The 26,990-nt window shown below is 44.6% G+C and carries 29 protein-coding genes; 14 read left to right on the top strand and 15 right to left on the bottom strand.

Annotated elements, in window-relative coordinates:
* Nucleotides 1–70 precede the first annotated feature (70 nt).
* Complete coding sequence (locus tag HDC91_RS07860) at nucleotides 71–2,293, bottom strand: bifunctional (p)ppGpp synthetase/guanosine-3',5'-bis(diphosphate) 3'-pyrophosphohydrolase (protein ID WP_162431397.1); 2,223 nt, start codon at nucleotides 2,291–2,293, stop codon at nucleotides 71–73.
* A 107-nt stretch (nucleotides 2,294–2,400) separates the two neighbouring features.
* On the opposite strand from HDC91_RS07860, the gene HDC91_RS07855 reads away from it, so the two are divergent.
* The 4 genes from HDC91_RS07855 to HDC91_RS07840 are packed head-to-tail and all read left to right on the top strand — an operon-like array spanning nucleotide 2,401 to nucleotide 4,580.
* On the top strand, nucleotides 2,401–3,018 hold the full coding sequence (locus HDC91_RS07855; protein WP_183550192.1) for a DUF4294 domain-containing protein: 618 nt from the start codon (nucleotides 2,401–2,403) through the stop codon (nucleotides 3,016–3,018).
* The gene (locus tag HDC91_RS07850; RefSeq protein ID WP_183550190.1) at nucleotides 3,019–3,522 is read left to right on the top strand and encodes a glutathione peroxidase; all 504 of its coding nucleotides are present in this window, start codon (nucleotides 3,019–3,021) and stop codon (nucleotides 3,520–3,522) included. It abuts the gene before it with no gap.
* 12 nt (nucleotides 3,523–3,534) lie between these two features.
* The gene (gene bshB1, locus HDC91_RS07845; RefSeq protein WP_183550188.1) at nucleotides 3,535–4,260 is read left to right on the top strand and encodes a bacillithiol biosynthesis deacetylase BshB1; all 726 of its coding nucleotides are present in this window, start codon (nucleotides 3,535–3,537) and stop codon (nucleotides 4,258–4,260) included.
* A gap of 11 nt (nucleotides 4,261–4,271) precedes the next feature.
* A complete protein-coding gene (locus tag HDC91_RS07840) occupies nucleotides 4,272–4,580 on the top strand; it encodes a hypothetical protein (RefSeq protein WP_183550185.1) in 309 nt (102 codons plus the stop codon).
* 65 nt (nucleotides 4,581–4,645) lie between these two features.
* Here the strand turns inward: HDC91_RS07840 and HDC91_RS07835 are convergent, their stop codons facing one another.
* The 3 genes from HDC91_RS07835 to HDC91_RS07825 all read right to left on the bottom strand — a co-directional run bounded on the left by HDC91_RS07835 (nucleotide 4,646) and on the right by HDC91_RS07825 (nucleotide 7,723).
* On the bottom strand, nucleotides 4,646–5,086 hold the full coding sequence (locus HDC91_RS07835; RefSeq protein WP_162431402.1) for a hypothetical protein: 441 nt from the start codon (nucleotides 5,084–5,086) through the stop codon (nucleotides 4,646–4,648).
* Between the two features lie 163 nt (nucleotides 5,087–5,249).
* Nucleotides 5,250–6,581, bottom strand: coding sequence for an L-lysine 6-transaminase (gene lat, locus HDC91_RS07830; protein WP_183550182.1), 1,332 nt, complete (start codon nucleotides 6,579–6,581; stop codon nucleotides 5,250–5,252).
* A gap of 251 nt (nucleotides 6,582–6,832) precedes the next feature.
* A complete protein-coding gene (locus HDC91_RS07825; RefSeq protein WP_370576797.1) occupies nucleotides 6,833–7,723 on the bottom strand; it encodes a 1-aminocyclopropane-1-carboxylate deaminase/D-cysteine desulfhydrase in 891 nt (296 codons plus the stop codon).
* 78 nt (nucleotides 7,724–7,801) lie between these two features.
* Between HDC91_RS07825 and HDC91_RS07820 the strand changes: the two genes are divergently transcribed.
* Nucleotides 7,802–8,860 carry an RluA family pseudouridine synthase gene (locus tag HDC91_RS07820; protein WP_183550179.1) on the top strand — a complete coding sequence of 353 codons (1,059 nt, stop codon included), beginning with the start codon at nucleotides 7,802–7,804 and terminating at the stop codon, nucleotides 8,858–8,860.
* Between the two features lie 99 nt (nucleotides 8,861–8,959).
* Nucleotides 8,960–9,796, top strand: coding sequence for an aminotransferase class IV (locus tag HDC91_RS07815; RefSeq protein ID WP_183550177.1), 837 nt, complete (start codon nucleotides 8,960–8,962; stop codon nucleotides 9,794–9,796).
* 51 nt (nucleotides 9,797–9,847) lie between these two features.
* Here the strand turns inward: HDC91_RS07815 and HDC91_RS07810 are convergent, their stop codons facing one another.
* Genes HDC91_RS07810 through HDC91_RS07800 form a run of 3 tightly spaced genes read right to left on the bottom strand, consistent with a single transcriptional unit; the run spans nucleotide 9,848 to nucleotide 12,705 of the window.
* Nucleotides 9,848–10,510 (bottom strand): hypothetical protein, encoded by a 663-nt coding sequence (locus tag HDC91_RS07810; RefSeq protein WP_183550174.1) that lies wholly within the window; start codon nucleotides 10,508–10,510, stop codon nucleotides 9,848–9,850.
* Between the two features lie 2 nt (nucleotides 10,511–10,512).
* A complete protein-coding gene (fmt, locus tag HDC91_RS07805; RefSeq protein ID WP_221262125.1) occupies nucleotides 10,513–11,430 on the bottom strand; it encodes a methionyl-tRNA formyltransferase in 918 nt (305 codons plus the stop codon).
* 30 nt (nucleotides 11,431–11,460) lie between these two features.
* Nucleotides 11,461–12,705, bottom strand: a complete 1,245-nt coding sequence (locus tag HDC91_RS07800) for an exo-beta-N-acetylmuramidase NamZ domain-containing protein (protein ID WP_183550171.1) — start codon at nucleotides 12,703–12,705, stop codon at nucleotides 11,461–11,463.
* An 85-nt stretch (nucleotides 12,706–12,790) separates the two neighbouring features.
* On the opposite strand from HDC91_RS07800, the gene HDC91_RS07795 reads away from it, so the two are divergent.
* The gene (locus tag HDC91_RS07795) at nucleotides 12,791–14,011 is read left to right on the top strand and encodes an FtsX-like permease family protein (protein ID WP_183550168.1); all 1,221 of its coding nucleotides are present in this window, start codon (nucleotides 12,791–12,793) and stop codon (nucleotides 14,009–14,011) included.
* A gap of 39 nt (nucleotides 14,012–14,050) precedes the next feature.
* On the opposite strand, the gene HDC91_RS07790 is transcribed toward HDC91_RS07795, so the two are convergent.
* The 6 genes from HDC91_RS07790 to HDC91_RS07765 all read right to left on the bottom strand — a co-directional run bounded on the left by HDC91_RS07790 (nucleotide 14,051) and on the right by HDC91_RS07765 (nucleotide 18,818).
* A complete protein-coding gene (locus tag HDC91_RS07790; protein WP_183550165.1) occupies nucleotides 14,051–15,466 on the bottom strand; it encodes an outer membrane beta-barrel protein in 1,416 nt (471 codons plus the stop codon).
* The gene (locus HDC91_RS07785; RefSeq protein ID WP_162431413.1) at nucleotides 15,459–16,013 is read right to left on the bottom strand and encodes an RNA polymerase sigma factor; all 555 of its coding nucleotides are present in this window, start codon (nucleotides 16,011–16,013) and stop codon (nucleotides 15,459–15,461) included. The genes HDC91_RS07790 and HDC91_RS07785 overlap by 8 nt, the downstream gene beginning before the upstream one ends.
* Nucleotides 16,014–16,151: 138 nt before the next feature.
* Nucleotides 16,152–16,574: a hypothetical protein gene (locus HDC91_RS07780; RefSeq protein ID WP_162431414.1), complete on the bottom strand. Its 423-nt coding sequence runs from the start codon at nucleotides 16,572–16,574 to the stop codon at nucleotides 16,152–16,154.
* Nucleotides 16,575–16,635: 61 nt separating this feature from the next.
* The gene (gene mazG / locus HDC91_RS07775) at nucleotides 16,636–17,442 is read right to left on the bottom strand and encodes a nucleoside triphosphate pyrophosphohydrolase (RefSeq protein ID WP_183550163.1); all 807 of its coding nucleotides are present in this window, start codon (nucleotides 17,440–17,442) and stop codon (nucleotides 16,636–16,638) included.
* Nucleotides 17,443–17,537: 95 nt separating this feature from the next.
* Nucleotides 17,538–18,239: a tRNA (5-methylaminomethyl-2-thiouridine)(34)-methyltransferase MnmD gene (mnmD, locus tag HDC91_RS07770; RefSeq protein WP_183550161.1), complete on the bottom strand. Its 702-nt coding sequence runs from the start codon at nucleotides 18,237–18,239 to the stop codon at nucleotides 17,538–17,540.
* A gap of 246 nt (nucleotides 18,240–18,485) precedes the next feature.
* Nucleotides 18,486–18,818 (bottom strand): hypothetical protein, encoded by a 333-nt coding sequence (locus HDC91_RS07765; protein WP_183550159.1) that lies wholly within the window; start codon nucleotides 18,816–18,818, stop codon nucleotides 18,486–18,488.
* A gap of 204 nt (nucleotides 18,819–19,022) precedes the next feature.
* Here HDC91_RS07765 and HDC91_RS07760 point away from each other — a divergent pair, with 204 nt between their 5' ends.
* The 5 genes from HDC91_RS07760 (at nucleotide 19,023) to HDC91_RS07745 (ending at nucleotide 22,583) form a co-directional block, all read left to right on the top strand.
* Nucleotides 19,023–19,850, top strand: a complete 828-nt coding sequence (locus tag HDC91_RS07760) for an N-acetylmuramoyl-L-alanine amidase (RefSeq protein ID WP_183550157.1) — start codon at nucleotides 19,023–19,025, stop codon at nucleotides 19,848–19,850.
* A 62-nt stretch (nucleotides 19,851–19,912) separates the two neighbouring features.
* Complete coding sequence (locus HDC91_RS19860; RefSeq protein WP_221262124.1) at nucleotides 19,913–20,536, top strand: Gfo/Idh/MocA family protein; 624 nt, start codon at nucleotides 19,913–19,915, stop codon at nucleotides 20,534–20,536.
* Between the two features lie 8 nt (nucleotides 20,537–20,544).
* The gene (locus HDC91_RS19855; RefSeq protein WP_221262155.1) at nucleotides 20,545–21,018 is read left to right on the top strand and encodes a Gfo/Idh/MocA family protein; all 474 of its coding nucleotides are present in this window, start codon (nucleotides 20,545–20,547) and stop codon (nucleotides 21,016–21,018) included.
* Nucleotides 21,019–21,129: 111 nt separating this feature from the next.
* The gene (locus HDC91_RS07750) at nucleotides 21,130–21,915 is read left to right on the top strand and encodes an alpha/beta fold hydrolase (protein ID WP_183550155.1); all 786 of its coding nucleotides are present in this window, start codon (nucleotides 21,130–21,132) and stop codon (nucleotides 21,913–21,915) included.
* Nucleotides 21,916–22,004: 89 nt separating this feature from the next.
* The gene (locus tag HDC91_RS07745) at nucleotides 22,005–22,583 is read left to right on the top strand and encodes a YceI family protein (RefSeq protein ID WP_162431421.1); all 579 of its coding nucleotides are present in this window, start codon (nucleotides 22,005–22,007) and stop codon (nucleotides 22,581–22,583) included.
* A gap of 65 nt (nucleotides 22,584–22,648) precedes the next feature.
* Here HDC91_RS07745 and HDC91_RS07740 read toward each other — a convergent pair whose 3' ends face one another.
* Both HDC91_RS07740 and HDC91_RS07735 read right to left on the bottom strand, forming a co-directional pair.
* Nucleotides 22,649–23,107 carry a DUF2147 domain-containing protein gene (locus HDC91_RS07740; protein WP_183550153.1) on the bottom strand — a complete coding sequence of 153 codons (459 nt, stop codon included), beginning with the start codon at nucleotides 23,105–23,107 and terminating at the stop codon, nucleotides 22,649–22,651.
* Between the two features lie 66 nt (nucleotides 23,108–23,173).
* A complete protein-coding gene (locus tag HDC91_RS07735; protein WP_183550152.1) occupies nucleotides 23,174–23,626 on the bottom strand; it encodes a DUF2147 domain-containing protein in 453 nt (150 codons plus the stop codon).
* A gap of 172 nt (nucleotides 23,627–23,798) precedes the next feature.
* Between HDC91_RS07735 and HDC91_RS07730 the strand changes: the two genes are divergently transcribed.
* Entirely contained in the window at nucleotides 23,799–26,195 is a 2,397-nt protein-coding gene (locus HDC91_RS07730) for a glycoside hydrolase family 3 N-terminal domain-containing protein (protein ID WP_183550150.1), read from the top strand.
* Nucleotides 26,195–26,989 carry an SseB family protein gene (locus HDC91_RS07725; RefSeq protein WP_183550147.1) on the top strand — a complete coding sequence of 265 codons (795 nt, stop codon included), beginning with the start codon at nucleotides 26,195–26,197 and terminating at the stop codon, nucleotides 26,987–26,989. The genes HDC91_RS07730 and HDC91_RS07725 overlap by 1 nt, the downstream gene beginning before the upstream one ends.
* Nucleotide 26,990 lies beyond the last annotated feature (1 nt).

The following is a 26,990-nucleotide window of genomic DNA, read 5'->3' as shown; positions in this document are numbered from 1 at the left end:
AAAAAACAAGAGTCAAGAGCCAAGAAAATGACATTCGGTCTTGGCGCTTGTTTCTAATATCTTACTTCTTTTATGATGCTTTTTCTATAGCCGAATCAAACCGGGTGACACCGGTAATACCTTTTACCATTTTTAAGTTACGTATCAGGTTATCCAGGTGTTGCGTGTCATTTACATACACCATTAACGATCCTTCAAATATCCCGTTATCGCTATCCACTGTTATCGAACGGATATTAACCTTAAAATCCTGCGATATTACGGTGGTCAGCTTGTTTATCAGGCCTACATCGTCAATACCGGTAATACGCAAGCCGGTTAAGAAAGCCAGCTCCTGCTGGTTGGTCCAACGGGCCTTAACAATGCGGTAGCCATAATTAGCCATTAGTTTGGCGGCATTAGGGCAGTTGGTGCGGTGTATCTTAATACCGTCGCTCACCGTTACAAAGCCAAACACATCGTCGCCGGGGATAGGGTTACAGCAATTGGAGAGCTTATAATCTATCTTCTGCAGGTCCTCGCCAAAAAGCAACACATCGCTATCCTTGGTTTTTATATTTTTCACCAGGCTTTGCAGTTGCTCGTGCTCAATTTTATCCTGCGGCTTGTTCTCAATGGTTTTTTCAGATGCCTGGTACTCCTTCAGGTCCTTCATATCAATAAGCCCCTTGGCTACATTGTAAAAAAGGTCCTGTGTTGAGGGCAGCTTAAAATAGTAGCTCAGCTTATGTATATTCTCTGAGTTGTAAGTTATTTTTAACGATTTAAGCTTACGTTCCAGTATCTCCTTACCGTCCTCAGCAATTTTGCGTCGTTCTTCTTTAAGCGCCGATTTAATTTTGGCCTTGGCTTTTGCCGTAACTACAAAGTTCAGCCAGTCCTCTTTAGGGGTTTGCTTTCCGGAGGTGATGATCTCTACCTGGTCGCCGTTTTGCAGCTTATAACTTAAGGGTACCAGCTTATGGTTAACCTTGGCGCCAATGCAGCTTGCGCCAACATCGGTATGTATCTCAAACGCGAAATCAAGCGCGGTGGCGTTCAACGGTAATTGTATCAAAGCGCCCTTTGGTGTAAAAATGAAAATCTCGTCGCTAAACAAGTTCATTTTAAAATCGTCAAGGAAGTCGAGCGCGTTCGAGTCGGGGTTCTTCAACATATCCCTAACCTTTTGCACCCAAAGGTCCAAACCGCTATCGGTTGAAGATTCTTTGTATTTCCAGTGCGCCGCAAAGCCTTTTTCGGCAATCTCGTTCATGCGTTTGGTACGTATCTGCACTTCAACCCATTGCCCCCGGGGGCCCATAACCGTAGTATGTAACGATTCGTAACCGTTTGCCTTCGGCGATGATATCCAGTCGCGCAGCCTATCGGGGTTAGGCCGGTAAAGGTCGGTAACTATCGAGTAAGCTTTCCAGCAATCGGCTTTTTCATTTTCTGGTGTACTGTCCAAAATTATCCTGATGGCAAAAAGGTCGTAAACCTCCTCAAACGGGATCGCCTTTTTCTTCATCTTGTTCCAGATGGAGTGGATGGATTTTGGGCGACCGAACAATTCGCCGTGCAGGTCCTGTCCCTCCAATACCTTTTGTACCGGCTCAATAAAATCGCGGATAAATTTTTCGCGCTCGGCCTTTTTTTCGTTCAGCTTGTTTTTAATGAACTGGTAAGTTTCGCGTTCCATGTATTTCATAGAAAGGTCTTCCAGTTCCGATTTTATAGCGTATAAGCCCAAACGGTGCGCAAGCGGGGCATACAGGTATACCGTTTCTGACGAGAGTTTAAGCTGCTTATCGCGCGGCATAAACTCCATGGTGCGCATATTGTGCAGCCTATCGGCCAGTTTTATCAATATCACCCTTACATCATCGGCAAGGGTAAGCAACATTTTACGGAAGTTTTCGGCCTGTAACGAACTGTTGGTATCAAATACACCCGATATTTTGGTAAGGCCGTCAATGATCTTGGCAACCTTTTTACCAAACTCAAGCTCAATATCTTCCAGCGTAACATCGGTATCTTCAACCACATCGTGCAGCAATGCACATACTATAGATGTGGTGCCCAGGCCAATTTCTTCGGCGGCTATCTGCGCCACAGCAATTGGGTGGTATATATACGGCTCGCCGCTTTTACGGCGCATATCTTTGTGACTCTCCAACGACATTTCAAACGCCTTGCGTATCATCCGCTTATCGCCCTTTTGCAAGGTAGATTTACTGGCGCGCAGCAATGCCCGGTACCTTTTCAGTATCTCTTTTTTCTCAGCTTCCAGGTCAATCACTAAATCTTTCATGTATCAGTGTGTATCTTCTACTATCATAAACCCGTAACAATATTTATTATTGCAGGTTATTATAAAATAACAAAATAAAATGCGTTAATTTTGTATCTGGTAAAAATATGAAATTAATTGTTTCGCTATTGTTGTTTTGTTGCGTGGCCGGTGGCTTAAAGGCCCAGGATGAGCAACCCGCACCACCGGTTATACTTGGCAAAAATGATACCATTAAGGTGTACATGACCAAGCTCGACGGCGAGATGGTGCCCTGGATTGTGGAGCCGGAGGTACGCATTGTTGATACCCGCATTTTTGCCAGCGAGCAAGACAGGCTTAATTACAGGCGGTTGCGCTATAATGTTATAAAAGTGCTGCCTTATGCGCGTTTTGCAGGCCAGCGCTATCGGCAGCTGCAGCGCGACCTTGCCCTTACCGGCGACAAAAAGAAACAAAAGGAATTAATGAAAGCCTGCGAAAAGGAAATAAAAGACTTGTTTAATAAGGATATCAAGAACCTGTCAATTAGTCAGGGCGAGGTGCTTATAAAATTGGTGAGCCGCGAAACCGGCAACACCAGCTATGCCTTAGCGAAAGAGTTGAAGGGCGGGTTTAATGCTTTCCTTTTCCAGTCTGTAGCCCGTTTGTTTGGGCACAATCTTAAAGAAACTTACGACCCCTCCGAGCAACGCGATATCGAAGCTATCCTGCTTGAAGCAGGTTATGTTTCCAGTTCAAATTAAATGGATAAAAGCAACATTTACAGCTTTACAGTTGAGAAACTGGACGGCGAACCTATTACCCTGGCCGATTTCAGCAATAAAGTACTGCTTATAGTGAACACTGCATCGCAATGCGGCTTTACACCACAGCTTCAGGATCTTGCAAACCTGAAAACCGAATTTGCCGGTGAAGATTTTGAGATACTGGCTTTTCCATCAAATGATTTTGGCGGGCAGGAGCCGCTGGAGGGCCAGGAAATATCTGCCTTTTGCGCCAATTATGGCAACAACTTCCCCATATTTGAAAAAATAAGGGTGAGGGGACCATATGCGCACCCGTTGTTTAAGTTTTTGGCTGATAAAAAAGAGAACGGGAACATCAACTCAAAACCACGATGGAACTTTCATAAATATCTTATTGACCGCAATGGCCATGTAGTTGATTTTTTTTACCCCTTTACCAAACCTACAACCTCTAAAGTAAGAAAACGGATACAGCGCCTGCTGGCTACCGAACCTAAATAATTATGCTTTTTTATGCTTAAATTAGATATTTTAGTTTTACCGGTACATCCCGACGACGCCGAATTGGGCTGCGCCGGTACCATTTTAAAACATGTGCAACTTGGCCACAAAGTTGGCATTGCCGATTTAACCCGCGGCGAATTAGGTACCCGAGGTACTGCCGAGATACGCGACAAGGAAGCTGCCAGGGCGGCCGAAATATTAGGGTTAACCATACGCGAAAACCTGGAGCTGCCCGATGGTTTTTTTGAGAACACCAAACAGTACCAGTTAAAGATAATAGAGGCTATACGCCGCTATCAACCAGAAATAATTATTACCAACGCCTACCACGACCGCCACCCCGACCATGGCCGGGCCAACGAATTGGTAGAGGCATCAGCCTTTTTATCGGGCTTACGCCGTATTGAAACTTTTCACCGGGGCGAATTGCAGGAGCCGTGGCGCCCGGCACAGGTGCTGCATTTTATACAAGACCGTTACATTAAGCCCGATATAATTGTTGACGTTACCGAATTCTGGGAAAAAAAGATTGAAAGTATTTACGCTTACGGCTCGCAGTTTCACAATCCTGAATGGAACGAGGATGAACCCCAAACGTACATCTCATCGCCTGATTTTATTGAACAAATACAAGGCCGGGGCCGCGAATTTGGCAAAAGCATTAACGCCAAATACGGCGAAGGTTTTACCTCAAGAAAGATTTTAGGTGTTGATAATTTGTTTGATCTGAAGTAGTTTGGAAGTAAATGGCCTTAGATTTTTACGATATTGGTGATAACAAAAGAACGCTACGGCTATTTTCTCTTTCTGAGAATGACTTTCAGTTGCTTAACGATGCTTTATTGGAACTGGAAAAATTAAGCGGTTTAAACATCGATTATTATGGGACGACAAAAATTTACAGTCAGCAGGTACAGGTGCTCTCTACATATATTCAAAATATCGCGAGCGAACTAAATGACTTTGGGAGTGAGAAGATTAAGAAAGATTCTTTGATGCAACTTGATAAATACCTTTGCAAAGTTAAGGAGGGGTTTTTAATTATAGGAGATTAAATCAAATAATATAAACTAAGAAGGCCGCTCATTTGAGCGGCCTTCTTTTGTTTAATAGTTTGAACTTAAACCCCTACGTATTCGAAGCGGTTATTTTCGTTGCTCCTTTCGCGTTTAAGCTTGTTCTCTTTCGCAAGCTTTAACAGTATGCCCGATAGTTCGGATGTTTTAAAGTCCGAATCGAATTTCTCCTTGCAATAATCTGCTATGGATGATATCGAATGCGGTGTTTTAAAGTAATCGCTTGATAGCAATTGGTTCAAAACCTTGGTAGCGCCTGGCTTTTTGCGGCTCTGTGTCAGTTCATTTACCTCGTTTCCCCTGGATGGCCTGCGGCCCCTCTTATTGAAAATTTCAGTTCCTTCCGTATCCACCCGCTCTGTTTCCATAATCTCGTCCAACAGCCTGTCTACAACTCTCACTTGCACGGCTTCAGACTGGAAAGAATTAACAACCTCAGCAATTTCTGTAAGTTGTTTTTTTAATTTTTCAATTTGTCTGCTCATTATATTAAATATCCCCTTCTACTATATCTACGTTCTCAAATGTATATATGTAACATCATTTGCTATAATATTAACGCGTTTGCGCAATTATAGTATTTGATAAATAAAAAAAGCGCCGGTTTGTGTTAAAACAGGCGCTTGTAGCAATATTATTACATTTTTATTATAGTTGAGTTAATATTTTTTCAAGCATATTCATACCCACGTCAATATGTTTGTTTTCCATGATCAGCGCCGGCCTGAACCGTATGCTTTTGTCGCCGCAGCCCAGGTACATAATATTATTTTGCAAACCTATGCTGATGAACATATTACGCGTATTGCTATCAGGAAAATCGAACGCGGTTAATAAACCCTTGCCGCGCACGTTACTGATCATGCTGTTTTTCTGCGCGATGTTTTTTAAGCTGGTTTGCAAATACTCGCCGGTTCGGGCGGCATTATCGCAAAGGCCGTCTTCTTCAATGATCTCCATAATTTTTGCCGATCGTACCATATCAACCAAACTGCCGCCCCAGGTTGAGTTAATGCGTGATGATACCCGGAAAACATTGTTCTCGATCTCATCCACCCGTTTGCCTGCCAGTATACCGCACACCTGCATCTTTTTGCCAAAGGCTAAAATATCGGGACGGGCGTTTTCGCCAAAGTGCTGATGCAGCCAAAATTTGCCGCTAAGGCCAACCCCGGTTTGAACCTCGTCGTATATCAGCATCGCTTCGTTCTCGTCTGCAAGCACGCGTAGTTGCTCTAAAAACTCCTGCCTTACGTGTTTGTCGCCGCCTTCGGATAATACAGGCTCTATAATTATGGCGCACACATCGTCGGGATTATCCGCAAAGGCTTGCTTGATCTGCGCTATCGATCTTGCTTCGCGGGCCAGCAGGTCACCCAGGTTGCTATCAGTAAGCGGGAAGTGTATCTCGGGTAACGATACCCGCGGCCAGTCGAACTTGGCAAACCACTTGGTTTTAACTGGCTGTGTATTGGTTAAACTTAAAGTATAGCCTGACCGGCCGTGAAAGGCATTTTCAAAGTGTATTACCTTAAAGCCCTTCTCGGTAGTGATGCCTTTCGCAAAATTTTTCTGAACCTTCCAGTCCATAGCCACTTTAAGCGCGTTCTCGATAGCCAGCGAGCCTCCTGCTATAAAAAAAGCGTGCGGCAAATAATCGGGGATACCAACACGGTCAAATGTTGCTACAAACTGGGCGTATTGCTCGGTATATATATCAGAATTCGACGGGTTGGTTAATGCCGCCAGCATCAGGTTTTTTTTAAAGTTTTCGTCGTTTAGCATTTTAGGGTGATTATAACCCAGCGGAACAGAGGCGAAGCAAGTAAAAAAATCTAAAAGGGTGCGGTTGTTCTTTGAATCGTAAATATGGACGCCTTGGCTTTTTTCCATATCAAAGGTAAGGTCGAAACCATCGGCCAGGATATGTTTGCTAAGGGTAGCCTGAACGTTTTGCGGAGTTACGTGCAATTTGTGCATAAAGGATGAAAATTGGTTATGCAAAGCTAACAAAAACGCCTAAATAACAATAATTTAAAGGTTTTTATACCGATTGACTAAAAAGTAACTTTAAACGAACTAAACCTATTTTTTGTACTAAACAGCGTATTGGTATACCGATAACGGTGCGCAGATGTGCAGATTTTAGATGTGCAAATGAGCGCAAAGAGGCACAGTTATGTACTATGAATTGTGACGTTGGAAGACAAAACATCTGCATATCTGCACATTTACACAAATTTATCCTTCATACCCAGCAAACCCCATATGCCTCCACTGTGAACGGCCAGTATTTTACTGCCGGGTGCAAAGTGGTTTTTGGCGGCAAGATCATATATCGAATAAAGCATTTTGCCGGTGTAAACAGGTTCTATCAGCACCCCGGTATCAGCAACAAACTGTTTAATAAATTGAATAAGCTGCGGATCGGTTTTAGCATATCCGCTAAAATGGTAACCAGTGTGCAATGTGTATTTTGCGGGAACGTTCAAAAAGCGGTCGATCTCATCTCTAATAAACTCACCATTTTTAAAGACCGGAACTGCGTTAAAATGGGTGCGTAAAACATTTGAGGTTATGCCATTTATAATGCCCGCCGCTGTTGTACCGGTACCGCATGCACAAAAAATATGATCGTAAGTTTCCGTAAGTTCGTCAACCAGTTCGCTGCAGCCTTTCGCGCCTTCGGCAGATGCACCACCTTCGTCAATAAAAAAAGCGTTTTCATCACTACCGAAAACGTTGTCAAACAAAGCTTTTTTATCGCGATAACTGTCGCGGTTGGTAAATATCAACTTCATGCCGTGCAATTTGCACAAGAACAAGGTATCGTTTTGCACGTCTTCGCCGCGTACAAAGCCCGTGGCTTTAAAACCAAATTTAGCCGCCGCCGCTGCTGTTGCCAGTAAGTGATTGGAAAACGCCCCGCCAAATGTTACCAGGTGGGCTTTGTTTTGCGCCCGCGCACTTCGCAGCACATACTTTAGCTTGCGCCATTTGTTGCCCGATATCATGGGATGGATAAGGTCATCGCGTTTGATAAAAACCTTAAGCCCTTTATCAATAAACAGCTTATGGTTTATTTGCTGAACGGGGCTGTATATGTCAAGGCTGATATCCACATTGCAAACTTATAAAGTAAAGCCGACATATTGTTATAGCGCCTTTGGGCTTAGCCTTAATAACATTACTTTTGCCAGATGATCGACGAGACCGCCATAACCGAGAGCGATGAACAGGACCTATTTGAGCACCTGCGCGTGGTTGTTGATAAGGGCCAGTCGTTGTTGCGGATAGATAAGTTTTTAATGCACCGGGTGGAGAACGCGTCGCGCAACCGGATCCAGAATGCGATAGAAGCGGGCAACGTGCTGGTGAATGATAAGCTTGCCAAATCAAGTTATAAGGTAAAGCCCCAGGATGTAATATCTGTAGTGTTGCCGCATCCGCCCCGTGATACCGAAGTTTACCCCGAGAATATCCCCATTGATATTGTTTACGAGGACGATGATGTACTGATAGTGAACAAACCGGCCGGTATGGTGGTGCACCCCGGTTATAATAACTATACCGGTACGCTGGTAAATGCACTGGTGTATCATTTTCAGCAATTGCCAACCCTGCCGGGTAACGATGGCCGGCCGGGGCTGGTGCATCGCATTGATAAGGATACCAGCGGCTTGTTGCTCATCAGCAAAAATGAGCGCAGTATGAACTACCTGGCCAGGCAGTTTTACGACCATACCATCAATCGTAAATATATTGCGCTGGCCTGGGGAGATATTGAGCAGGACGGCACCGTTACAGGCTATATAGGACGCAGTGTGAACGACCGAAGGGTAATGTCGATATACGACGACCCGGAGAAAGGTAAGTGGGCTGTAACGCATTATAAGGTGCTTGAGCGTATGGGTTATGTCACCCTTATTGAGTGCAAACTTGAAACCGGCCGCACCCACCAGATCCGTGCGCACATGAAGCATATTGGCCACCCGCTGTTTAGCGATGCCATGTACGGCGGAGATAAAATTTTGAAGGGTACCGTATTTAGCAAGTACCGACAGTTTGTTGAAAATTGCTTTGAGATAATGCCACGTCAGGCCCTGCATGCAGCTTCGCTCGGGTTTTTACACCCGTCGCTTAAAAAGAATATTTATTTTGAAGCACCGTTACCGGCTGATTTTACAGCAGTATTAGAAAAGTGGCGTAAGTATACCAGCGCCAATGTGCCGGGAGACATACAAACAGAAAACAATTAAATATTTTTGCAATCTTAATTGCCCAAATGGCGTTAATAGCACTGATATTAACCGTTTGAAATCTGCAAATTTGCACACCAAAAATCAGTATATTCATAAATGCCGCCGCTGTATATAAATTTTAACGGAGAGATACTGCCTGCCGACAGCTTATTGCTCACTATTGCCAACAGGGCATTCAGGTACGGCGACGGCTTGTTTGAAAGTATGCGGCTGATGAAGGGAAAACTCAAATTTCCGGAACTGCACGCCGAGCGCCTGCAAAAAGGCATGAAAGCTTTGAAGATGGACGGTTACTCGCAAGCCGATAGCTGGTTTTTAAAAGAAAAGGCAGAAGAGCTTGCCCGCCGCAATAAAATAAAGCATGGCCGCCTGCGCCTCACTGTATTCCGGGACGCAGGGGGGCTTTACACGCCCACTCAAAATAAAATGGCGTATTGTTTAGAGATACAGCCGGTAGATGAGCCGCGATATTTTTTGAACAAACGCGGCCTGATCATGGACGTATATACCGAACTGCCCAAGCCGTTAAACTGGTTATCAAACATCAAAACCTGTAATTCGCTTTTGTACGTAATGGCGGGGATATTTAAACAGCAAAATAAGCTGGACGAAGTGTTTTTGATAAACCAGAACCGCTACTTGTGCGAAGCCAACAGCGCTAATATATTTGTGTGGTATCAAAATCATTTGTACACGCCGGCCTTAAGCGAAGGCTGTGTAGAAGGGGTAATGCGACAGGTAGTAATGAAACTGGCCCGCGAGAATAACATCCCGGTTACCGAAGCCCAGATAAACCCCGAGATACTAAACCAGGCCGATGAAGTGTTTTTAACCAATGCCACCAAAGGCATACAGTGGGTTATGGGCTATGGCGTAAAGCGTTATTTTAACCGCATCAGCAAAGCGCTGATGGATGAGTTAAATAAGGTGTAGGAAAGCGAATACGCAGGCTATTAACGGGTTGCTTATTCAATTTTTTGGTAGTTAGGCCACCCAGCATTTGTACCGAAGCACTTTTGCCCACTCGCCATTTACTAATTTAAAAATATACAGGCATCCTCTATCGCTATCATTTAAGCCTATCAATACAAAAGTTCTATCGCTGGAGAAAACTGGTTTTGTGAAATGATAAAAATGCTTTTCCTCGATGGAGAAGCTCTTTTCGTATTGTTCAATGGCTTTTGCTTCCTCTATTTTTAGCTGTTGGGCAGAATAGCCGCTTTTTTCTCTAACAGGTATTATTCCTTTGTTTCGATAACTTCGCATTACCGAATCGGGGGTTTTAAAGGGCAAATGCCGGATTATTCTATAGCTATTAGTGTATTTCACCGGGGCTTCCCGAGCGACTTTAGCTTTAATAATATTATAATCGCTCCATATTATTCTTCCTGTATCAATTGCCACGTTTTTAACAAAATCGCTTAATGGTATTTCTTGCGCTTTGGTAATACCTTTTAGCTCATTTAAATCATATTTATCAAACTTTGGGACCCCTCCAAATTCATGCAGATAATAAAATTTTGCTTTAGGGTCTACAACTTCTTTAGAAATCGTATTGATTAATTTAGCTATCAATGTATCGGCAGATGCTTTGGCATTTGCTATCGTTACGATGAATAGTAGTATCGCCAGGCAAAACTTGTTCATTTTTACAATTTTACACCCCTCAAAAACTCCCCTATACCCATGCGCTTTTTGCCCTCTAACTGCACATCCGTTACGCTGATAAAACCATCCCTGGCGGCAAATTTTAACCGTGTTTTGTTATCGGTTACAAAACCGCCCGCCGCGATGCCGGGTTCGCCGGGTTCATAGGTAGCGTTATATATCTTCAGCACTTTATCGTTTAAAATGGTGTAGGCCGCAGGGGATGGGCTTAACCCGCGTATTAAATTATAAACGCGTTCAACCGGCTGGGTGAAATCTATCAGGCAATCGGTCTTAAATATTTTGGGCGCATGTTTCAGCTCTGTGCCAGCGGCTAATTGTTCCTGCGGGTGCTCGTTATATTTGCCGCTTTCAATCCCTTTTACAGTTTTAACTAACAAACCTGCGCCCTTGTTCATCAGGCGGTCGTGCAACTCTCCGGCTGTTTCAGTGCCGGTAAGGGTAACCTTTTCGGTAAACAGGATGTCGCCCGTATCAATCTCATGTTTTAAAAAGAAGGTGGTAACGCCGCTTTCCTTTTCGCCATTAATGATCACCCAGTTGATGGGGGCGGCGCCCCGGTATTGCGGCAATAAGGAGGCATGCAGGTTAATGGTACCCTTTGGTGGCATGTTCCAAACTACCTCCGGCAGCATCCTGAATGCAACAACCACTTGCAAATCAGCTTTAAGGGCGGCTAATTCCGCTAAAAACTCCGGGTTTTTAAGCTTTTCGGGCTGCAACGCCTTTATGCCGTTTCTTTCGGCATATATCTTAACTGCCGACTGGTTAACCTTTTGCCCGCGACCCGCGGGTTTATCGGGCGCGGTAACTACTGCTACAACATTACAACCTGCTTGTATCAAAGCATCAAGCGATGCAACGGCAAAGGCAGGTGTCCCCATAAATATAATTCTCATGTTCGCTCGCTTGGTTTTATTTTAACAGTGCTATTTGTATAATAAATATTTGCTGCGTGTTACTTTAAATTTTGTTAAAGCGGGCTCCCAGCTTTGGCGTATGCTGGCTTCGCTTTTACCGGCAATAATTTGTTTCCTTAATTCATCGTTACCCGCAAGCCGGGCAAAATAAGGGGTAAAAAAATGCGCCTTATCGGGATAGATCTTATACATATCAATTACCCAGCCCAAATTAAGCTTTCCGTTTTTGCGGATGGTTTGCATATTGTAATTTTTAAGGTCCAGACCGTAACAAACCTGGCCTTTAAGCGGTGGGTTATCACTCATGCCGGGTATGCTTACCGGTTTAAACGAAAAGCTATACTCACCCTTAAGCATCGGACTGCCAATAACCTGGAAAGGGAACAGCGTGCCCCTGCCCAAACTAAGCGCCGTGCCCTCAAAAAAGCATATATGCGGATACAATAATATAGACTGTGCGCTGTTTAAGTTTGGCGACGGGCTAACAGGCAGCGTATAATCCATATCGCGTTGATAATTGGCTACTTTAATAATTTTAAGCTTGCATTGTACCTTGTTTTTTAACCAGCCTTCTCCATTTATCATCTGCGCGTATTCCGCTATGGTCATACCGTGCAATACGGGTATAGGGTGCATACCTACAAACGACCGGTAGCCCGCCGTGTCCAGCACGGGGCCATCCACATAAACACCGTTGGGGTTTGGCCTGTCCAGTATCATCAGCTCGATATTGTTTTCGGCACAGGCCTCCATTACGTAATGCAGGGTTGAAATGTATGTATAAAAGCGAGTACCTACATCCTGTACATCAAATATCATCAGGTCGATGCCTTTCAGATCTTCAGGAGTTGGTTTGTTGTGTTTGCCGTAAAGCGATATAGCAGGCAGCCCGGTAACTTTATCAATCGTGTTATCGATCTCGGCCCCGTCGCTGGCATTGCCCCTAAAACCATGCTCGGGGCCATATATCTTTTTTATGTTTACGCCCAGTTTTAATAAACTATCAACCAGCGGGGTTTTATTGATGCCGATAACAGATGTCTGGTTTATCAGCATACCTATTTTGCGGCCCTTAAGATAATCCAGGTAGGCGTCCAGCCTGTCGGCCGCCGGCAGTATAGGCGCCACAATTTTTTTTACCGCGATCTTTTTGGCGGCATTTTGCGTTGCCTTAGGCGATTGGGCAAAATTATCGCATTTAAAAAACAGCAGGCTTACTGCTATCAGTGGTGTATATAATTTGATGCCTATCATAGTTTTTTGATGTTAAAGCAAATTTAAAAGCAGTATGTTTAGTGTAAAAACGCATCTTTGCGAAGTTACAAAAATCATTTCAGCATTGAATTTCGCCAGGTTTATATCAAGTCGTATCACATTCAAGAGCAAGCGCACTTTCTCCAAATTAATTGTGCGCATAGCCATTATTGGTATTATGCTTGGCCTTGGTGTAATGATACTATCATTAGCCGTTATAAAAGGGTTTAAACAAGAGATACGCGAAAAGGTTAGGGGGTTTGGCGGGGATATTCAAATTGTTAAAACAGATAACAATACCTCGTATGAAAAATCGAGCTTTACCGATAGCGCCGACGTGGTTAAAGATATCAGGTCGGTTAATCAGGTTGATGCTATTTATCCTTATGCCACAAAGCCCGGCATCATCAAGGCTAATAACGAAATAGAGGGCGTGGTGCTTAAAGGGGTTGATAAACAATACAACTGGAACTATCTTAAAAAAGCCTTGGTAAGCGGCACAGTAATTAATTTTACCGATACAACTGATGTGCAATTGCAGATAATGATATCGCAGTTAACGGCTAACCGGTTAAAGTTAAAAGCGGGCGACGACCTGAAGATGTATTTTGTACAGGAACCTTTGCGCCAGCGCAAGCTAAAGATAGTGGGCATATTTAACCTTGGGGTTGATGAGGTTGACAGGACCTTTGTAATTGGCGACCTGGCCCTTATAAAACGTTTAAACGATTGGACAAATGGCGAAATAGGCGGGTACGAAGTAAGAATTAAAGATTTTGATAAGCTGAACAGCACTGCCGATTCAATTGATGATAAACTGCCCATAAAGCTAAAATCGCACACTATTATAGAAAACTACCCCACCATATTTGAATGGCTAAATATGCTTGACGTTAATACGGTGATAATGTTGGTACTGATGACAGCTGTAGCGGTTATCAACATGATATCGGCCCTGCTGATCATGATATTAGAGCGTACCGCTATGATAGGTATTTTTAAAGCGATGGGTGCCGGTAACTGGGTTATACAAAAAGTGTTTTTGTACAACGCGGCTTATTTGATAGGGCTGGGCTTATTATTGGGTAATATTTTAGGATTGGGTTTGGGGTACCTTCAACAGTACACGCATCTTTTTAAGCTCGATCAGGCATCCTACTACATGACCTTTGTGCCTATAAAAATTGTTTGGGCTGATGTACTACTGCTTAATTTAGGCACACTTATCATCTGCCTGCTGGTGCTTATTATTCCATCAATGCTGGTTACCCGCATAACGCCGGTAAAAGCCATCAGGTTTAAGTAAATGATTCCTTAAGCAGTTGCTTTCCTGTAAAAAATAGTGCTATTTCTTTCCCTTAAAGCTAAATTTAAGGTTAACCCCGCCCGCCCCAAAACGGATGTCTTGGGCACCAAGGCCGCCAAGCGGATATTTTACAAAGGGTTCTACTATCAGCCTGTTTTTGCCCAAAGGGTAGCCAACCCCAAACGATAAATTGAGTGTTTTAGCAAAATAGAAACTGTTGAAGCTATTATGGGCCGTTTGCTCGGTCTGGCTATTGGGTGCAATAGAAGTACCGTTGCTGTAATTATAACGGTACGTATAACTTTCGTCAATAAAGGTGCCCGAGCTTACCCCTGCCAATATGTAGGCATCTGTTTTTTGCGGATTAAACTCATACTTTATATTGATCGGGATATCAAGCCCCACCAGGCTTGCATTATAATTTTTAAACACGGGCACGAGCGCGGCCGCGGCGAACAGACTTGCTTGCTTTAACGGCGGCGCAGCCGCAAATACCTCGCCTTTCGCTGCTTGCGGCGCGGCGTTATTGTAATTCAACGAATTTTGGGCCAACGCTATACCTGTAGATAATTTAAGGTTTTTGCTCAGCTTAAAATCAGATGTAAACCCTGCGCCGGCGTTTATCTGGTTTGTGCTGCCCTCGGCATAGTTAAAATAGGTAGCGGCATATATACTAAAGTTTACCTTTTTATTTTCCTGTTTATCAGGGTCATTTTGTTTGGCTAATGGCCGCACCTTATCGTCGTTAAACATATCCGTCATCGATTTTTTAGTCGATGGGCTATTGGCATTCTGAGTAGAATTAACCGCAGCCAACTGCGCGGCATCGTTTACGGCAACCGGCTGTGTATTGGCTATCTGGGGTTGGGTTGTAATGTTATTGTTAACTTTTTGGCTGTCAATAACAGGCTTGTTATCATTGGTAATAGCAGTATTTGTTTTCGCCAATGCATTAGCAGGCAACTGCCAGGGTTGTGGATGCCCCACCCATTTGTTTGTTATTGAATTAGACAGTTGATCATCAGTGATTTCAGTAGCTGACGCTGTCGGGCCGCGTTTAACAGACAGAGGCAGTGCAGCAGAGTTGTTAAATGCAGGCGAGGAACTGTTTTTAGCAATTACCGGCTCTTTACCAATTAACAATGTGCTGTTATTGGCGCTGTTGATTGCCGGCTTGTTTTTCACTATTGCTGGCTGTTGTGTTTTTGCGGCAGGCTTAACCGCCATATTGTTAACAGCGGCAACCTGCTTATTATACCACAAACCAATACCCAAAAACACCAAAATAACGGCAGCGGCGCTGCTCCACCATAGCCAGGTTGTTTTCCGGCCTTTTTCTTCCACCGGAAATCTATTTTTCAACTGCGCCCAACCATGCTCAGCACCGGGGTGTTCATAGTCATCAAACACCTTCCTGATGTGGTTGGTTAGTTTATTATCAAACTGCTCATCCATGGTTTCGTGTTTCAGTTGTTAACAGGTGCCTTAATTTATCTTTAGCCCGGCTTAAATAAACCCTTGATGAGCTTGCCGGTAAGTTCAATATTTTGCCTATCTCATCGTGGTTATAACCATCTATTTCGTACATGTTAAAAATTGTAAGCTGTATTTGAGGCAATTGCTTCATCAGCTTTAAAATATCCTGTGCATTTAAGTTTTCAATTATAGCGGCGTTATTGCCAACACCATAGGCATCTTCTATATCTGTGTTGCTTTGATGCTTTAATTCTTTACGGCGACGGTCGATAGCGGTGTTCACTACAATTGTGCGCAGCCACGCCCTGAAGGGTTTGCCGGCAGAATAGGAATTTATATTGTTAAATATCTTGATAAAAGCATCGTTTACAACCTCTAAAGCATCATCTTCGTTTAAACTGTAACGCATACTTACACCCATAGCATAGCCATAAAACTGTTTATATAGTAATTCCTGGTGTTTTATGCTGCCTGATTTACACTTACTGATTATTTCATCTTCAGTAACGCGGTGAAGTAAATGCATTAATTATGTTAATACTGCTTAAGCTGATTTATACAATACGCGCCAAAACCCTAAACGTTACAAACCCTGCAAATTTTAACAAAATACCAATAGCTTTAGCTATGCCAAACCATTGGTGCCTGAAAAGTTAAAACAATATTAATTAGCCTTTTTCAGATCGTACTGTAAGCTTAACGTATCACCGCTGTTTCTTACCATCTGCAAGATCTTGCCATCGTAAATGTAAAGGTACTCGCCGTTAAGATGGTTTTTTACAGGTACCCCGGTTTTTGGATAGGTGCTATCCATAAACAACATGCTGCTGCTATTAATGCCATAGTGGCCTTTGCTGCCTGCATGTACAGTTGTAGTATCGCCCAGCACATGATACCCAACACCCGGTTCAATCACTACTGTTAAGTTTGTTTTTACGGTATCAATGGTTGTCGCATTTTTTTCACGTGAAACACGCCTGAACTCGCCCGTATAAGAGCCTGACGGCTCCGGAACGGGTTGGTTGTTGTTGTTAAAACAACCCGCAAGGGTTACCAAAAGGGGCAATAAATAAATCAGTCTTTTCATATCATCAGAATTACATCTTACATTACGTATATAATTTGAAAACGCTACAATAAAGCTATGATTATTTTACTTTTTTAGCCTCTTCCCAAAACACGTCCATTTCGGCAAGATTCATATTTTGCAGCTGCTTACCGCTTTCTTTTGCCTTATTTTCCAGGTACTGAAAACGCTTAATAAATTTGCGGTTGGTCTTTTCCAAGGCGTCTTCGGGGTTTATGCCAATAAAGCGGGCGTAGTTTATCAGCGAAAACAGCAGGTCGCCAAATTCGCCTTCGGCCTTGTCGTGGTCAATAGCGCTTTCATTAACAACATTGTACTCATCCTTAAATTCCTGCAGTTCTTCTTCAACCTTAGCCCAAACCTGCTCCTTATTATCCCAGTCGAACCCAACCCCCCGTGCTTTTTCCTGTATGCGCGAGGCCTTTACCAATGCAGGTAACGAAGCCGGTACACCACCTAAAACAGACCGGTTGCCCTCTTTAAGTTTTATTTGTTCCCAATTGCGTTTAACATCATCTTCGTTGCTTACTTCAGTGTCGCTGTAAATATGCGGGTGGCGGTTTATTAGTTTATCACAAATCCCGTTTAACACACCGGTAATATTAAAGTCATTCGTCTCCGAAGCTATGCGCGAATAAAAAACCAGGTGCAGCATAATATCGCCCAGCTCTTTTTTAATTTCGTTCATATCGCCGCTTAATATAGCGTCAGATAATTCGTAAGTTTCTTCGATTGTTAAGTGCCTCAGGCTTTCAAGCGTTTGTTTTTTGTCCCACGGGCAGTTCATCCGCAGATCGTCCATAATGGTAAGCAGGCGTTCAAAAGCGCCCGAAGGAGTAGATGCGGTAATGGGTGCGGTAATTGGCATATCTTGGTGTTAAATAGCAAAGATATTCAGTTTGCAGTTATAAGTTTGCAGTTATTACTAAAGTTTGCTGCAAAAGTTGCTTTGCCTACTGCCCACTACAAACCATTCACCGCTCTAAGCATTTCGCGTTTGCCGGGTGCGCCAGGCACTTTTTGCACTTTAAGGCCCAACGCTTTTATAATGCGTTTGAGGTTGCCGGTAATGGCATAGGTAACAAATATACCCCCCGGCTTTAAAAAGTTAAGCGTATGGGCAATCGCTTCCTGGCTCCACATTTCGGGTTGATGTGCTGCCGCGAAAGCGTCAAAATAGATTACATCATATTCGGCTGCCGACGAAAACCCGAGCAGGGAACAGGCGGCTATGTGTAATTGCACATCATGATTAAGCTGTACAGTGCCTTGTAACGATGCATCATAATTTTGAAGAAAACCTTGCCATATGGGTGCAGGAACATACTGGTTATACCCCGTTTGGCCGACCATTTCATTTGTTAATGGATAAGCCTCTATGCCGGTGTATCGCAGAGATATTTGCTGTTGGGTGCAAAAATCGGCAGTAAGCAAAAAATTTAGTCCTGTACCAAAGCCTACCTCAAGTACCGATACAGCTTTGTCACCTGTACCGCTGTTTTTTAAAAAGTATTGCAGGCCGGCTTCAACAAATACATGCCTGCTCTCTTGCAGGGCGCCGTTACGCGAGTGGTAGTTTTCGCCAACCACAGCGTTGTAAATGGTATTGGAACCATCGGCAGTAGGTACTATCTGTAAATGCGAAACGGATGGGTCTGTGCTCATTCTAAAACAAAGAAAAGCATTAAGTTTTAATTTTAACGGGTTATATCATTCGTTCGTTCCGGTAATAAAAGGCGATTCGCCGCATAATTAGTTAACTCACCCCGACTTCGCTTCGCTTGCCGACACTCGGCTGCGCAAAGAGGGTGGAGGAAAAGAATAAGTAAACACACCCTCTTTCCGCCGCAGGCGAAGAGAGGGTCGCGCACGAAGTGCCGCGGGGTGAGTAAATGAAAATCCGGAATTGATCTATGCTGTCATGGCCAGCAGCCGGTTAAGCCTGTGGCAATAATCGGGCAGGCTTATCAGGCCTTTATCATATTCGGCAACCAATTCGTCAAGCTCCTTTTCAACAATACTGCGGGTTGTCTCGCCATTACACTGTGATGCTTTTAGTGCGTTTAACTTATGCTCTACCGACTTTTTCAGGTACAGCGGCTGAACATCCTGCGCTTGCAATAACACCTTGTTTAACTTTTGCCTATTCCTTTTATCAAACTTCAATATCAGGTATACTATAACTAATCCCGCTACCAGGAAGTAAAAGAAATTTGCGGTTGATGCAGTAAAAAACTCGTTCATATAAATTGCCTTCTTCAATATCAAACTTTCGTGACAGGCGTTTCGGTTTTAATTATTACGAACATGATAAGCAGAAGGTTGCATGTTTTTTAAATAATGTTTTAACGGGTTAAAACAGGTGGCCTATTACGCGTCCCGGCCAAAAAACTGAGTTTTAACATGCTTTGTGGTTAATTTTTAAAAACATCCGTTTACATTTGCGCAATGTTATACAGGCACTTAAAAAAAATCCTGAATTATTCTGTTGCTTTTATACTGATGCTGGGTGCATCGCCGGCATTTTCACAGGGTACGCATAAGTCAAAAAAAAAGGCTGCAACAACTATACGCTCCTTTAGGTTCAAAACAATAGTTATTGATGCCGGGCACGGCGGTAAAGATCCCGGCGCGCACGGCGCTTACTCAAATGAAAAAACAGTAGCACTTAGCATCGCCAAAAAATTAAAGACCGCTATTAACAACGAGTTAAGCGACGTTAACGTGATCATGACGCGCAGTACCGATAAATTTGTTGAACTGCACCGCCGCGCCGATATTGCCAATGATAATAAGGCAAACCTGTTCATCTCCATACACTGTAACTCGTCGCCGGGCAGGGTAGGCAAGCGCCGGGGTATATTGCTGCTGCTGTATGGTTACCATCGTAAAGATGAGCAAATGGAGGCCCTGCGCGAGAATGCGTCCATATTCCAGGAAAAGGATTATAAAAAGAAATATAACGGCTACGGTGAGGATGCCGCCGTAAATGCCATTATACTGGCCGCTTTTCAACAACGTTACCGCAAGCAAAGTGTGCATTTTGGCAACCTGCTTAACCATGAATTTACCGTAAACAACGGCCGCAAAAGCCTGGGTGTGCGCGAGCAGGGGGTATTGGTGCTACAACAAAGCGGTATGCCGGGCATTTTGGTTGAAACCGGTTTTATCAATAACCCGTCCGACGAGAAATACCTCAATTCGGCTGCGGGGCAAAATGATATTGTGCAATCTATTTTAACAGCCATTAAAAAATATAAGCAAAGCTTTGAGTAGGGCATCCTGGTGTTAGGTACAAAATTTGCTGGTTTTTGATAGCTTTACTTAAAACCGTCGCCATGAAACCTACCATCAAAACATCCCGCAGAGATTTTATACGCAAAAGTTCCATAGGTGCAGGGGCCTTGATAATGGGGCCGGCGTTATCATCATTGGCTTTGACAAAGCCGGGCAAGCGTTTAGGCATAGCACTTGTTGGTTTGGGTAGCTACAGCAGCGGGCAGTTAGCGCCCGCGTTGCAGCATACAAAAAATTGTTACCTGGCGGGGATAGTGACCGGCACCCCCGCCAAGGCCGTATCCTGGGCAAAAAAGTACAATATCCCGCAAAAAAATGTTTACAACTACCAAAATTTCGACGACATAGCCCATAACCCCGATATTGATATTGTGTACATAGTGCTGCCCGTTTCTATGCATAAAGAGTACACCATACGCGCGGCTAAGGCCGGTAAGCATGTGATATGCGAAAAGCCCATGGCACTGAACGCCGCCGACTGCCGCGAAATGATAGCGGCTTGCAAAAAGGCAAACAGGCTGCTTTCAATTGGTTACCGCCTGCATTTTGAGCCGCATACACTGGAAGTAATGCGCCTTGGTCAAAAACAAATTTTCGGCAAGGTGACCAAAGTTGATACCGGCAATGGTTTACTTATAACGGCGACCCCAACGCCTGGCGTTTAAAAAAGGCAATGGCCGGTGGCGGCGGTCTAATGGATATGGGGATCTATGCCATACAAGGCGCGCGATATACGCTGGGGCAAGAGCCGGTCGCCGTAAAAGCCAGGCAGGAGAAAACCCGCCCCGATTTTTTCAAGGAGGTTGACGAAACCGTTTTTTGGGAACTTAAGTTTCCGGGTGGTGCAAAGGTTGCCGGCAAAAGCAGCTATAACCACGATTGGGGCTACCTGCGTGCCGAAGCCGAAAAAGGGAGCTTTGAACTGGAACCTGCATACGGCTATGGCGGCCTGGATGGAAAGGTGAACGGCAAACGGATGGATATCCCCAATATTATACAGCAGGCCGCGCAAATGGATGATTTTGCCACCTGCGTTACCCTGAACAAACAAAGCCGCGTGCCCGGCGAGGAAGGCTTAAAAGATATGAAGGTTATTGATGCTATTTACCGAAGCCTGGATAGCGGTAAATGGGAGAATATAGCGTGATAGGATGTCGTTATATACAAGCCCTCCAGACGCTGCGTATTTTATTAGCGGCATACCGTGTTACAATGCCTTTGATTATATTTACGCATGCATATCAAACGAATTATATTAATGGCGCTAATACCTCAACTGATAGCTGCGTTCAGTTTCGCGCAAAAAACACACTATGGCAAAAACGCGGCTGTCGGTAAATATTATAGCATCAGGGGTATAAAACTCTATGTAGAAGAATACGGCAGCGGCCAGCCCTTGTTAATGATACATGGCAACGGCGGCGATATGAGCGCTTTTAGCGAAAACGTGCCGTACTTTGCAAAAAAATACCGCGTTATACTGGTAGACAGCCGGTCGCAGGGAAAGTCGGCCGACCCGAATCCATATATTACCTTCGAGCAAATGGCAGATGACTTCGCGGCGCTGTTGGATGCGATGCACATTTCAAAGGCTTATATTTTAGGGTGGAGCGATGGTGGTATTAACGCTATATTGATGGCTACGCGCCACCCTGATAAGGTAATTAAACTGGCATCCACAGGTGCAAACATAACACCCGATGCAGCCGCATTTGCTGACGGCGCCTGGGCCGGTTCAAAAAAGTACTACGAGCAAAATAAAAACAGAAAGTGGCGTACCGCCGCCGAAAAAAACGCCTGGAAAATGTTTATGCTGGATTGGGAGCAGCCGAATATAAAACTTGCCGAGCTGCACACGATCAAATGCCCGGCCCTGATCATCGCCGGCGATCACGACGTTATAGCGGACCAACACACGCGCCTTATACAGGCCAATATTCCGGGCAGCAAGCTCTGGATCGTTAAAAACTCGGGCCATGGCACATTGATTGAGCATGCCACCGAGTTTAATAACCGGGTTGACACTTTTTTTAGAGGCAAATAAGCGATTGTCATGAGTTTCTCAAAAAAGATGTTTGAACATCTTTTAAAAATATCTTTGTTATATTTACGCCATAAAACCATATAACACACATGAAAAAGATCTTAACCTTAGCAGCAGCGGCATTGTTTATGCAAAGTACCGTGTTTGCACAAAGCACCTGGAAAGCCGATAAGGCACATTCGCACGTAAAATTTACCATTACCCACTTAGCAGTGTCTGATGTTGATGGTACCTTTAAAGATTTTGATGCCAGCATAGTGGCTGCAAAACCCGACTTTAGCGATGCTAAGTTTACTTTTACTGCAAATACCGCATCAGTAAACACCGATAATGATAACCGCGACAACCATTTAAGGTCGGCTGATTTTTTTGATGTGGCTAAATACCCGACACTTACATTTGTGAGCACAAACGTTGCACCAGCGGGTACAAACAAATATAAGGTAACCGGCAATCTTACCCTGCATGGCGTTACAAAACCTGTAGTTTTAGATGTGGTTTACCGCGGTACTATTACCAACCCCATGACCAAAGGCCCTGATGCAGGCTTTAAAATCACCGGTACAATCAAACGTTCAGATTTCTCATTCGGTAGCAAATATGGTTCGCCAATGCTTAGCGACGAAGTTGAACTTAGCGCCAGCGGCGAATTCCTGAAACAGCAATAATACGTTTACCAGTATAAATAAAAGGCTCCTGTTAATGATAGCAGGAGCCTTTTTTATTATCCTAATTAATTTACCCTTTTGAAGGTTAACGTTTTACCAATAAACTTAAAGTGCCAGTACCCTTTTACCTTAAGTAGCCCATCTTTATTAATGTATGCCGAGGCGTTCCAATGACGGCCATGTTTAGGATCGTATATCATGCCATCTTCCCAGCTATCTGTTTTAGGGTTGTAACTCAATTTTTCAACAACGTTCAGCCCCAAAATTTTGCGGCTGCGCAGGTGTGGGTCGGGGTTTCTTACATCCTTCCAATAATCGGTTGGTTTGGTATCATCTTCATCATCAAACCACAAAATTTTGGCTTTAAACTCCCCGCCATCCCGGTATACTTGTATTACAAGGCTTTCGCCTACCATTTGCCATTTACCGCATACCCTGTCCGCTCCGGCTGCAGTATAAGGTTGAGAAACTATTCCGCTATATAAAAAAAAGGCTAAAAAACTGCATAGAAATTGATTGGTCATAGTATACTAACAAACAATATCAGTGCCAATATAAAATGCCGTTCCCGTTTAAGGAGAAAGCGTGCGTTATAAACGCTTGAAGGTCATGGTTTTGCCCAGGAACTTAACCTTCCAGTATCCTTTTACTTTTAACAAGCCGCTTTTATCAATATATGCCGCGGCGTTCCAGTATTTACCGCTTTGCACTTCATAAATCTTACCGCTTTCCCAGGAGTTTGTGCGGGCGTTGTATTTAAGGTCCTGCACCACGTCAAGGCCAAGCACTTTTCGGCTGCGCAGGGTGGGGTCGGGGTTTTTAATATCTGTAATGGTTTCCATGGGTTTGGCTTTTGAAACGCCGCCGCTAAACCAGATAATTTTTGCCTTGAAGGTGTTTTTGTAAGGGTAAACCTCGACAGTAAGATTTTTTTCGCTGGCTTGCCACTTACCGCAAATACGGTTGGCTTGCGGGCCGGCATCGGTATCGATAGATTTGAACGAGGGAAGTACAGTTATTAACAAAAGAAGCAGATATCGCATAGGCTATAACAAACAGCTACACAATATTGTCTACAGCCATTTTGTTTGGCAAAACTAAAAATTTTAAAAGTATCTACGAAAACGTGATAGTAAATTCCCTGGCCTTAAAAACGGGCATCTGGCGGGTACTTTTATATATTTGAGATCGTAAACCAATACGCATCTTATCTGTATGAAAAAACTGCCACTGCTGCTACCATTGCTCGGGCTTGCCTTCTCTGCGTCGGCACAGCAAAAAAATATTTACCACAAGGGCTGGGTCGATTTTAACAAGAACGGCCGAATGGACGTTTTTGAAGACCCCTCGCAAAACATCGAAAAACGCATTGCCGACCTGCTAAGCCAGATGACCGTAGAGGAAAAAACCTGCCAGATGGCTACCCTGTATGGTTACAAACGCGTGCTGAAGGACGAAATGCCCGTGGCCAGCTGGAAGAACGAGATATGGAAGGATGGTATAGCCAATATTGATGAAGAACTGAATAACCTTACCTCGCATACCGACGATGCGCCTACACAATATTCTTATCCCTTTAGCAAGCATGCATCTGCTATAAACACCGTGCAAAAGTGGTTTGTTGAAGAAACCCGCATGGGTATCCCGGTTGATTTTACCAACGAGGGTATACATGGCCTTAACCACGATCGCGCTACCCCGCTGCCCGCGCCTATAGGCATTGGCAGCACCTGGGATAAACAACTGGTGCGCCAGGCCGGGCAAACCGTGGGCCGCGAAGCAAAGGCTTTGGGTTATACCAATGTTTACGCCCCCATACTCGACCCCGCCCGCGACCAGCGCTGGGGCCGTGTAATAGAATGTTACGGCGAAAACCCTTTCCTGATAGCCGAAATGGGCAAGCAAATGGTGCTGGGCATACAAGAAGAAGGCGTGGCATCAACCTTAAAACATTATGCTGTATACAGCGTACCAAAGGGCGGCCGCGATGGCAGCGCCCGCACCGACCCGCATGTGGCCCCGCGCGAAATGCACCAGGTGTACCTGTACCCGTTTCGTCGGGTGATACAGGAAGCCCACCCCATGGGGGTAATGAGCAGCTATAACGATTGGGATGGCGTACCCATAACAGGCAGCTACTATTTTTTAACCGAGTTGCTCCGCCAAAAATTTGGTTTTCAGGGCTATGTAGTATCCGACAGCGAGGCGGTGGAGTTTCTGTACTCGAAACACAAAGTAGCGGCTGATTACAAAGAGGCCGTACGCCAGGCGGTTGAGGCGGGACTAAACGTGCGCACCAACTTTACCATGCCGCAAACATTTATACTGCCCCTGCGCGAACTGATCAAAGAGAACCGTATTTCCATGAAGGTGATAGATTCGCGTGTGGCGGATGTTTTACGGGTGAAGTTCCGCCTGGGGTTGTTTGATAACCCTTATGTTAAAGACCCAAAGGCGGCTGATAAAACCGTGCATACCGCTGCCGATGCCCAGATGAGCCTGAAGATGAACCGGGAGTCCATGGTGCTTTTGAAGAACCAGGATAACCTGCTGCCGCTTGATAAAAGCAAGTACAAAAATATACTGGTAACCGGTCCGCTGGCTGCCGAAACCAACTACGCCATCAGCAGGTACGGGCCATCGCACAACCCGGTAACTACCGTGCTGGATGGGATAAGGAACTACATGGGGAGCAATGCCAGGGTAACCTACGCCAAAGGCTGCAATATTGTTGATGCCACCTGGCCCGAAAGCGAGATCATAGAAACGCCGCTGACAGGTGCTGAACAGGCGGGGATAGATTCGGCGGTGGCGCAGGCCAGGCAATCGGATATTGTTATAGCGGTGGTAGGTGAGGATAATGAAAGGGTAGGCGAAAGCCTGTCGCGCACGGGGCTTAACCTGCCGGGCCGCCAGTTAAAACTGATACAGGCTTTACAGGCCACAGGGAAACCAGTTGTTATGGTAATGATAAACGGGCAGCCGCTAACCATTAACTGGGAAAATAAGTACGTGCCTGCCATTTTAGAGGCCTGGTTCCCGAGCGTGCAAAGCGGACAGGTAATTGCCGAAACCCTTTTTGGTGATAACAATCCCGGCGGCAAACTGCCCATTACCTTCCCGAAAACAACCGGGCAGATAGAATTAAACTTTCCATTTAAGCCAAATTCTCAGGCGGGGCAGGGCGGGCAAAACAGCTGGGGGCATACCAGTGTTAACGGCGCGCTGTATCCCTTTGGCTACGGCTTAAGCTATACCAAATTTGAATACAGCAACCTGCAGGTATCGCCGGAAAAAGGGCACAGCCAGGGAGATGTAACCGTTACTGTTGATATAACCAATACCGGCCAGCGCAAGGGCGATGATGTAGTGCAGCTTTATTTAAAAGATGATGTAAGCAGCGTAACCACTTACGAGTACGACCTGCGCGGATTTGAGCGTGTAACCCTTAACCCCGGTGAAAAGAAAACCCTTACCTTTACCTTGCATCCCGATGATCTGGCCCTGCTGGATAAAAACATGAACTGGACGGTTGAGCCCGGCACCTTCCAGGTTTGGATAGGCAGCTCGTCGGAAGATATTAAGCTGAAGAAAAGTTTTACGGTGGAGTAATGGGAATTTTAAATTCGTTGTTTAGAAAGGAGGACGACAAAGAGCCCTATGAAGGACCTCCGGAAAACCGTGCGCTTATAAATTACATTGCGGATTGGTATAAAACACCGAACGACGAAAACTACAAGAAAACGGTGTTAGAGTTAATGGAAGGCAGGCCTGTGCTATTGCTGCCATCGGCAAATAAGGTAGATATCCGTGATAAGTGGCAGGTAGCAAAGGAAGATACTATGCTTAACCTAACATCGATATTTACAGCAGATAGCATAAAGGTATTAGGTGCCTTTACCGACGAAGCGGCTTTGCTAAACTGGACAGGTAAATCAACCGTTTATACCGCCATGCACTCAAACGATGTGCTGCTGCTGTGCGAAAAAAATGGCATCAGCAGGTTAGTGATCAATAGCAATGCTTATAACATGTTTATATTGCAGCGCAGCAGGGGCGACGTGCAAACGCACCCCATACCGGCGGGGACCACGGTTAGGGTAGGCACGCCCGAACGCCCCCTGCCCAAACGGATTTTAGAGAAGATAATATCCGGGTTTAAAGCCAATACCAATATCAACGAGGGTTATCAATACCTTACCTCGTTCGCTGACCAATATAGCCTGGTTGTAGGTGTTGTTTTAGCTGCGGATAGCCAGGATGCCAGGGCTGCCGTCAGCTTTATATTGCAAGATGCTTTACGCGGCGAAGAGCTGGAGCAGCCCGTAGATGCGTTTTTCTTGCAAGACGCCGAATGGCTGCAAACGGTTAGGCAAATACCTGGTTCAAAATTTTACACTAAATAAT

Origin of the sequence: Mucilaginibacter sp. AK015, assembly GCF_014200785.1 — a bacterium.
In the GTDB taxonomy this organism is placed as follows: Bacteria; Bacteroidota; Bacteroidia; order Sphingobacteriales; family Sphingobacteriaceae; genus Mucilaginibacter.
Note: the sequence above shows the minus strand (reverse complement) of the source record. Positions and strands in the feature narration are given on the sequence as shown.

Excerpts from the sequence above, each read along its gene's own strand:
- lat (WP_183550182.1), bottom strand. The coding sequence starts at position 6,581 with ATGCACAAATTGCACGTAACTCCGCAAAACGTTCAGGCTACCCTTAGC.
- HDC91_RS07780 (WP_162431414.1), bottom strand. The coding sequence starts at position 16,574 with ATGAAAAGACTGATTTATTTATTGCCCCTTTTGGTAACCCTTGCGGGT.
- bshB1 (WP_183550188.1), top strand. The coding sequence starts at position 3,535 with ATGCTTAAATTAGATATTTTAGTTTTACCGGTACATCCCGACGACGCC.
- HDC91_RS07730 (WP_183550150.1), top strand. The coding sequence starts at position 23,799 with ATGAAAAAACTGCCACTGCTGCTACCATTGCTCGGGCTTGCCTTCTCT.
- HDC91_RS07765 (WP_183550159.1), bottom strand. The coding sequence starts at position 18,818 with ATGAACGAGTTTTTTACTGCATCAACCGCAAATTTCTTTTACTTCCTG.
- HDC91_RS07835 (WP_162431402.1), bottom strand. The coding sequence starts at position 5,086 with ATGAGCAGACAAATTGAAAAATTAAAAAAACAACTTACAGAAATTGCT.
- HDC91_RS07820 (WP_183550179.1), top strand. The coding sequence starts at position 7,802 with ATGATCGACGAGACCGCCATAACCGAGAGCGATGAACAGGACCTATTT.
- HDC91_RS07760 (WP_183550157.1), top strand. The coding sequence starts at position 19,023 with ATGTTATACAGGCACTTAAAAAAAATCCTGAATTATTCTGTTGCTTTT.
- HDC91_RS07815 (WP_183550177.1), top strand. The coding sequence starts at position 8,960 with ATGCCGCCGCTGTATATAAATTTTAACGGAGAGATACTGCCTGCCGAC.
- HDC91_RS07800 (WP_183550171.1), bottom strand. The coding sequence starts at position 12,705 with ATGATAGGCATCAAATTATATACACCACTGATAGCAGTAAGCCTGCTG.
- HDC91_RS19855 (WP_221262155.1), top strand. The coding sequence starts at position 20,545 with ATGGCCGGTGGCGGCGGTCTAATGGATATGGGGATCTATGCCATACAA.
- HDC91_RS07750 (WP_183550155.1), top strand. The coding sequence starts at position 21,130 with ATGGCGCTAATACCTCAACTGATAGCTGCGTTCAGTTTCGCGCAAAAA.
- HDC91_RS07860 (WP_162431397.1), bottom strand. The coding sequence starts at position 2,293 with ATGAAAGATTTAGTGATTGACCTGGAAGCTGAGAAAAAAGAGATACTG.
- HDC91_RS07785 (WP_162431413.1), bottom strand. The coding sequence starts at position 16,013 with ATGCATTTACTTCACCGCGTTACTGAAGATGAAATAATCAGTAAGTGT.
- HDC91_RS07810 (WP_183550174.1), bottom strand. The coding sequence starts at position 10,510 with ATGAACAAGTTTTGCCTGGCGATACTACTATTCATCGTAACGATAGCA.
- HDC91_RS07735 (WP_183550152.1), bottom strand. The coding sequence starts at position 23,626 with ATGCGATATCTGCTTCTTTTGTTAATAACTGTACTTCCCTCGTTCAAA.
- HDC91_RS07855 (WP_183550192.1), top strand. The coding sequence starts at position 2,401 with ATGAAATTAATTGTTTCGCTATTGTTGTTTTGTTGCGTGGCCGGTGGC.
- HDC91_RS19860 (WP_221262124.1), top strand. The coding sequence starts at position 19,913 with ATGAAACCTACCATCAAAACATCCCGCAGAGATTTTATACGCAAAAGT.
- HDC91_RS07725 (WP_183550147.1), top strand. The coding sequence starts at position 26,195 with ATGGGAATTTTAAATTCGTTGTTTAGAAAGGAGGACGACAAAGAGCCC.
- HDC91_RS07745 (WP_162431421.1), top strand. The coding sequence starts at position 22,005 with ATGAAAAAGATCTTAACCTTAGCAGCAGCGGCATTGTTTATGCAAAGT.
- HDC91_RS07790 (WP_183550165.1), bottom strand. The coding sequence starts at position 15,466 with ATGGATGAGCAGTTTGATAATAAACTAACCAACCACATCAGGAAGGTG.
- HDC91_RS07840 (WP_183550185.1), top strand. The coding sequence starts at position 4,272 with ATGGCCTTAGATTTTTACGATATTGGTGATAACAAAAGAACGCTACGG.
- mnmD (WP_183550161.1), bottom strand. The coding sequence starts at position 18,239 with ATGAGCACAGACCCATCCGTTTCGCATTTACAGATAGTACCTACTGCC.
- HDC91_RS07850 (WP_183550190.1), top strand. The coding sequence starts at position 3,019 with ATGGATAAAAGCAACATTTACAGCTTTACAGTTGAGAAACTGGACGGC.
- HDC91_RS07740 (WP_183550153.1), bottom strand. The coding sequence starts at position 23,107 with ATGACCAATCAATTTCTATGCAGTTTTTTAGCCTTTTTTTTATATAGC.
- fmt (WP_221262125.1), bottom strand. The coding sequence starts at position 11,430 with ATGAGAATTATATTTATGGGGACACCTGCCTTTGCCGTTGCATCGCTT.
- mazG (WP_183550163.1), bottom strand. The coding sequence starts at position 17,442 with ATGCCAATTACCGCACCCATTACCGCATCTACTCCTTCGGGCGCTTTT.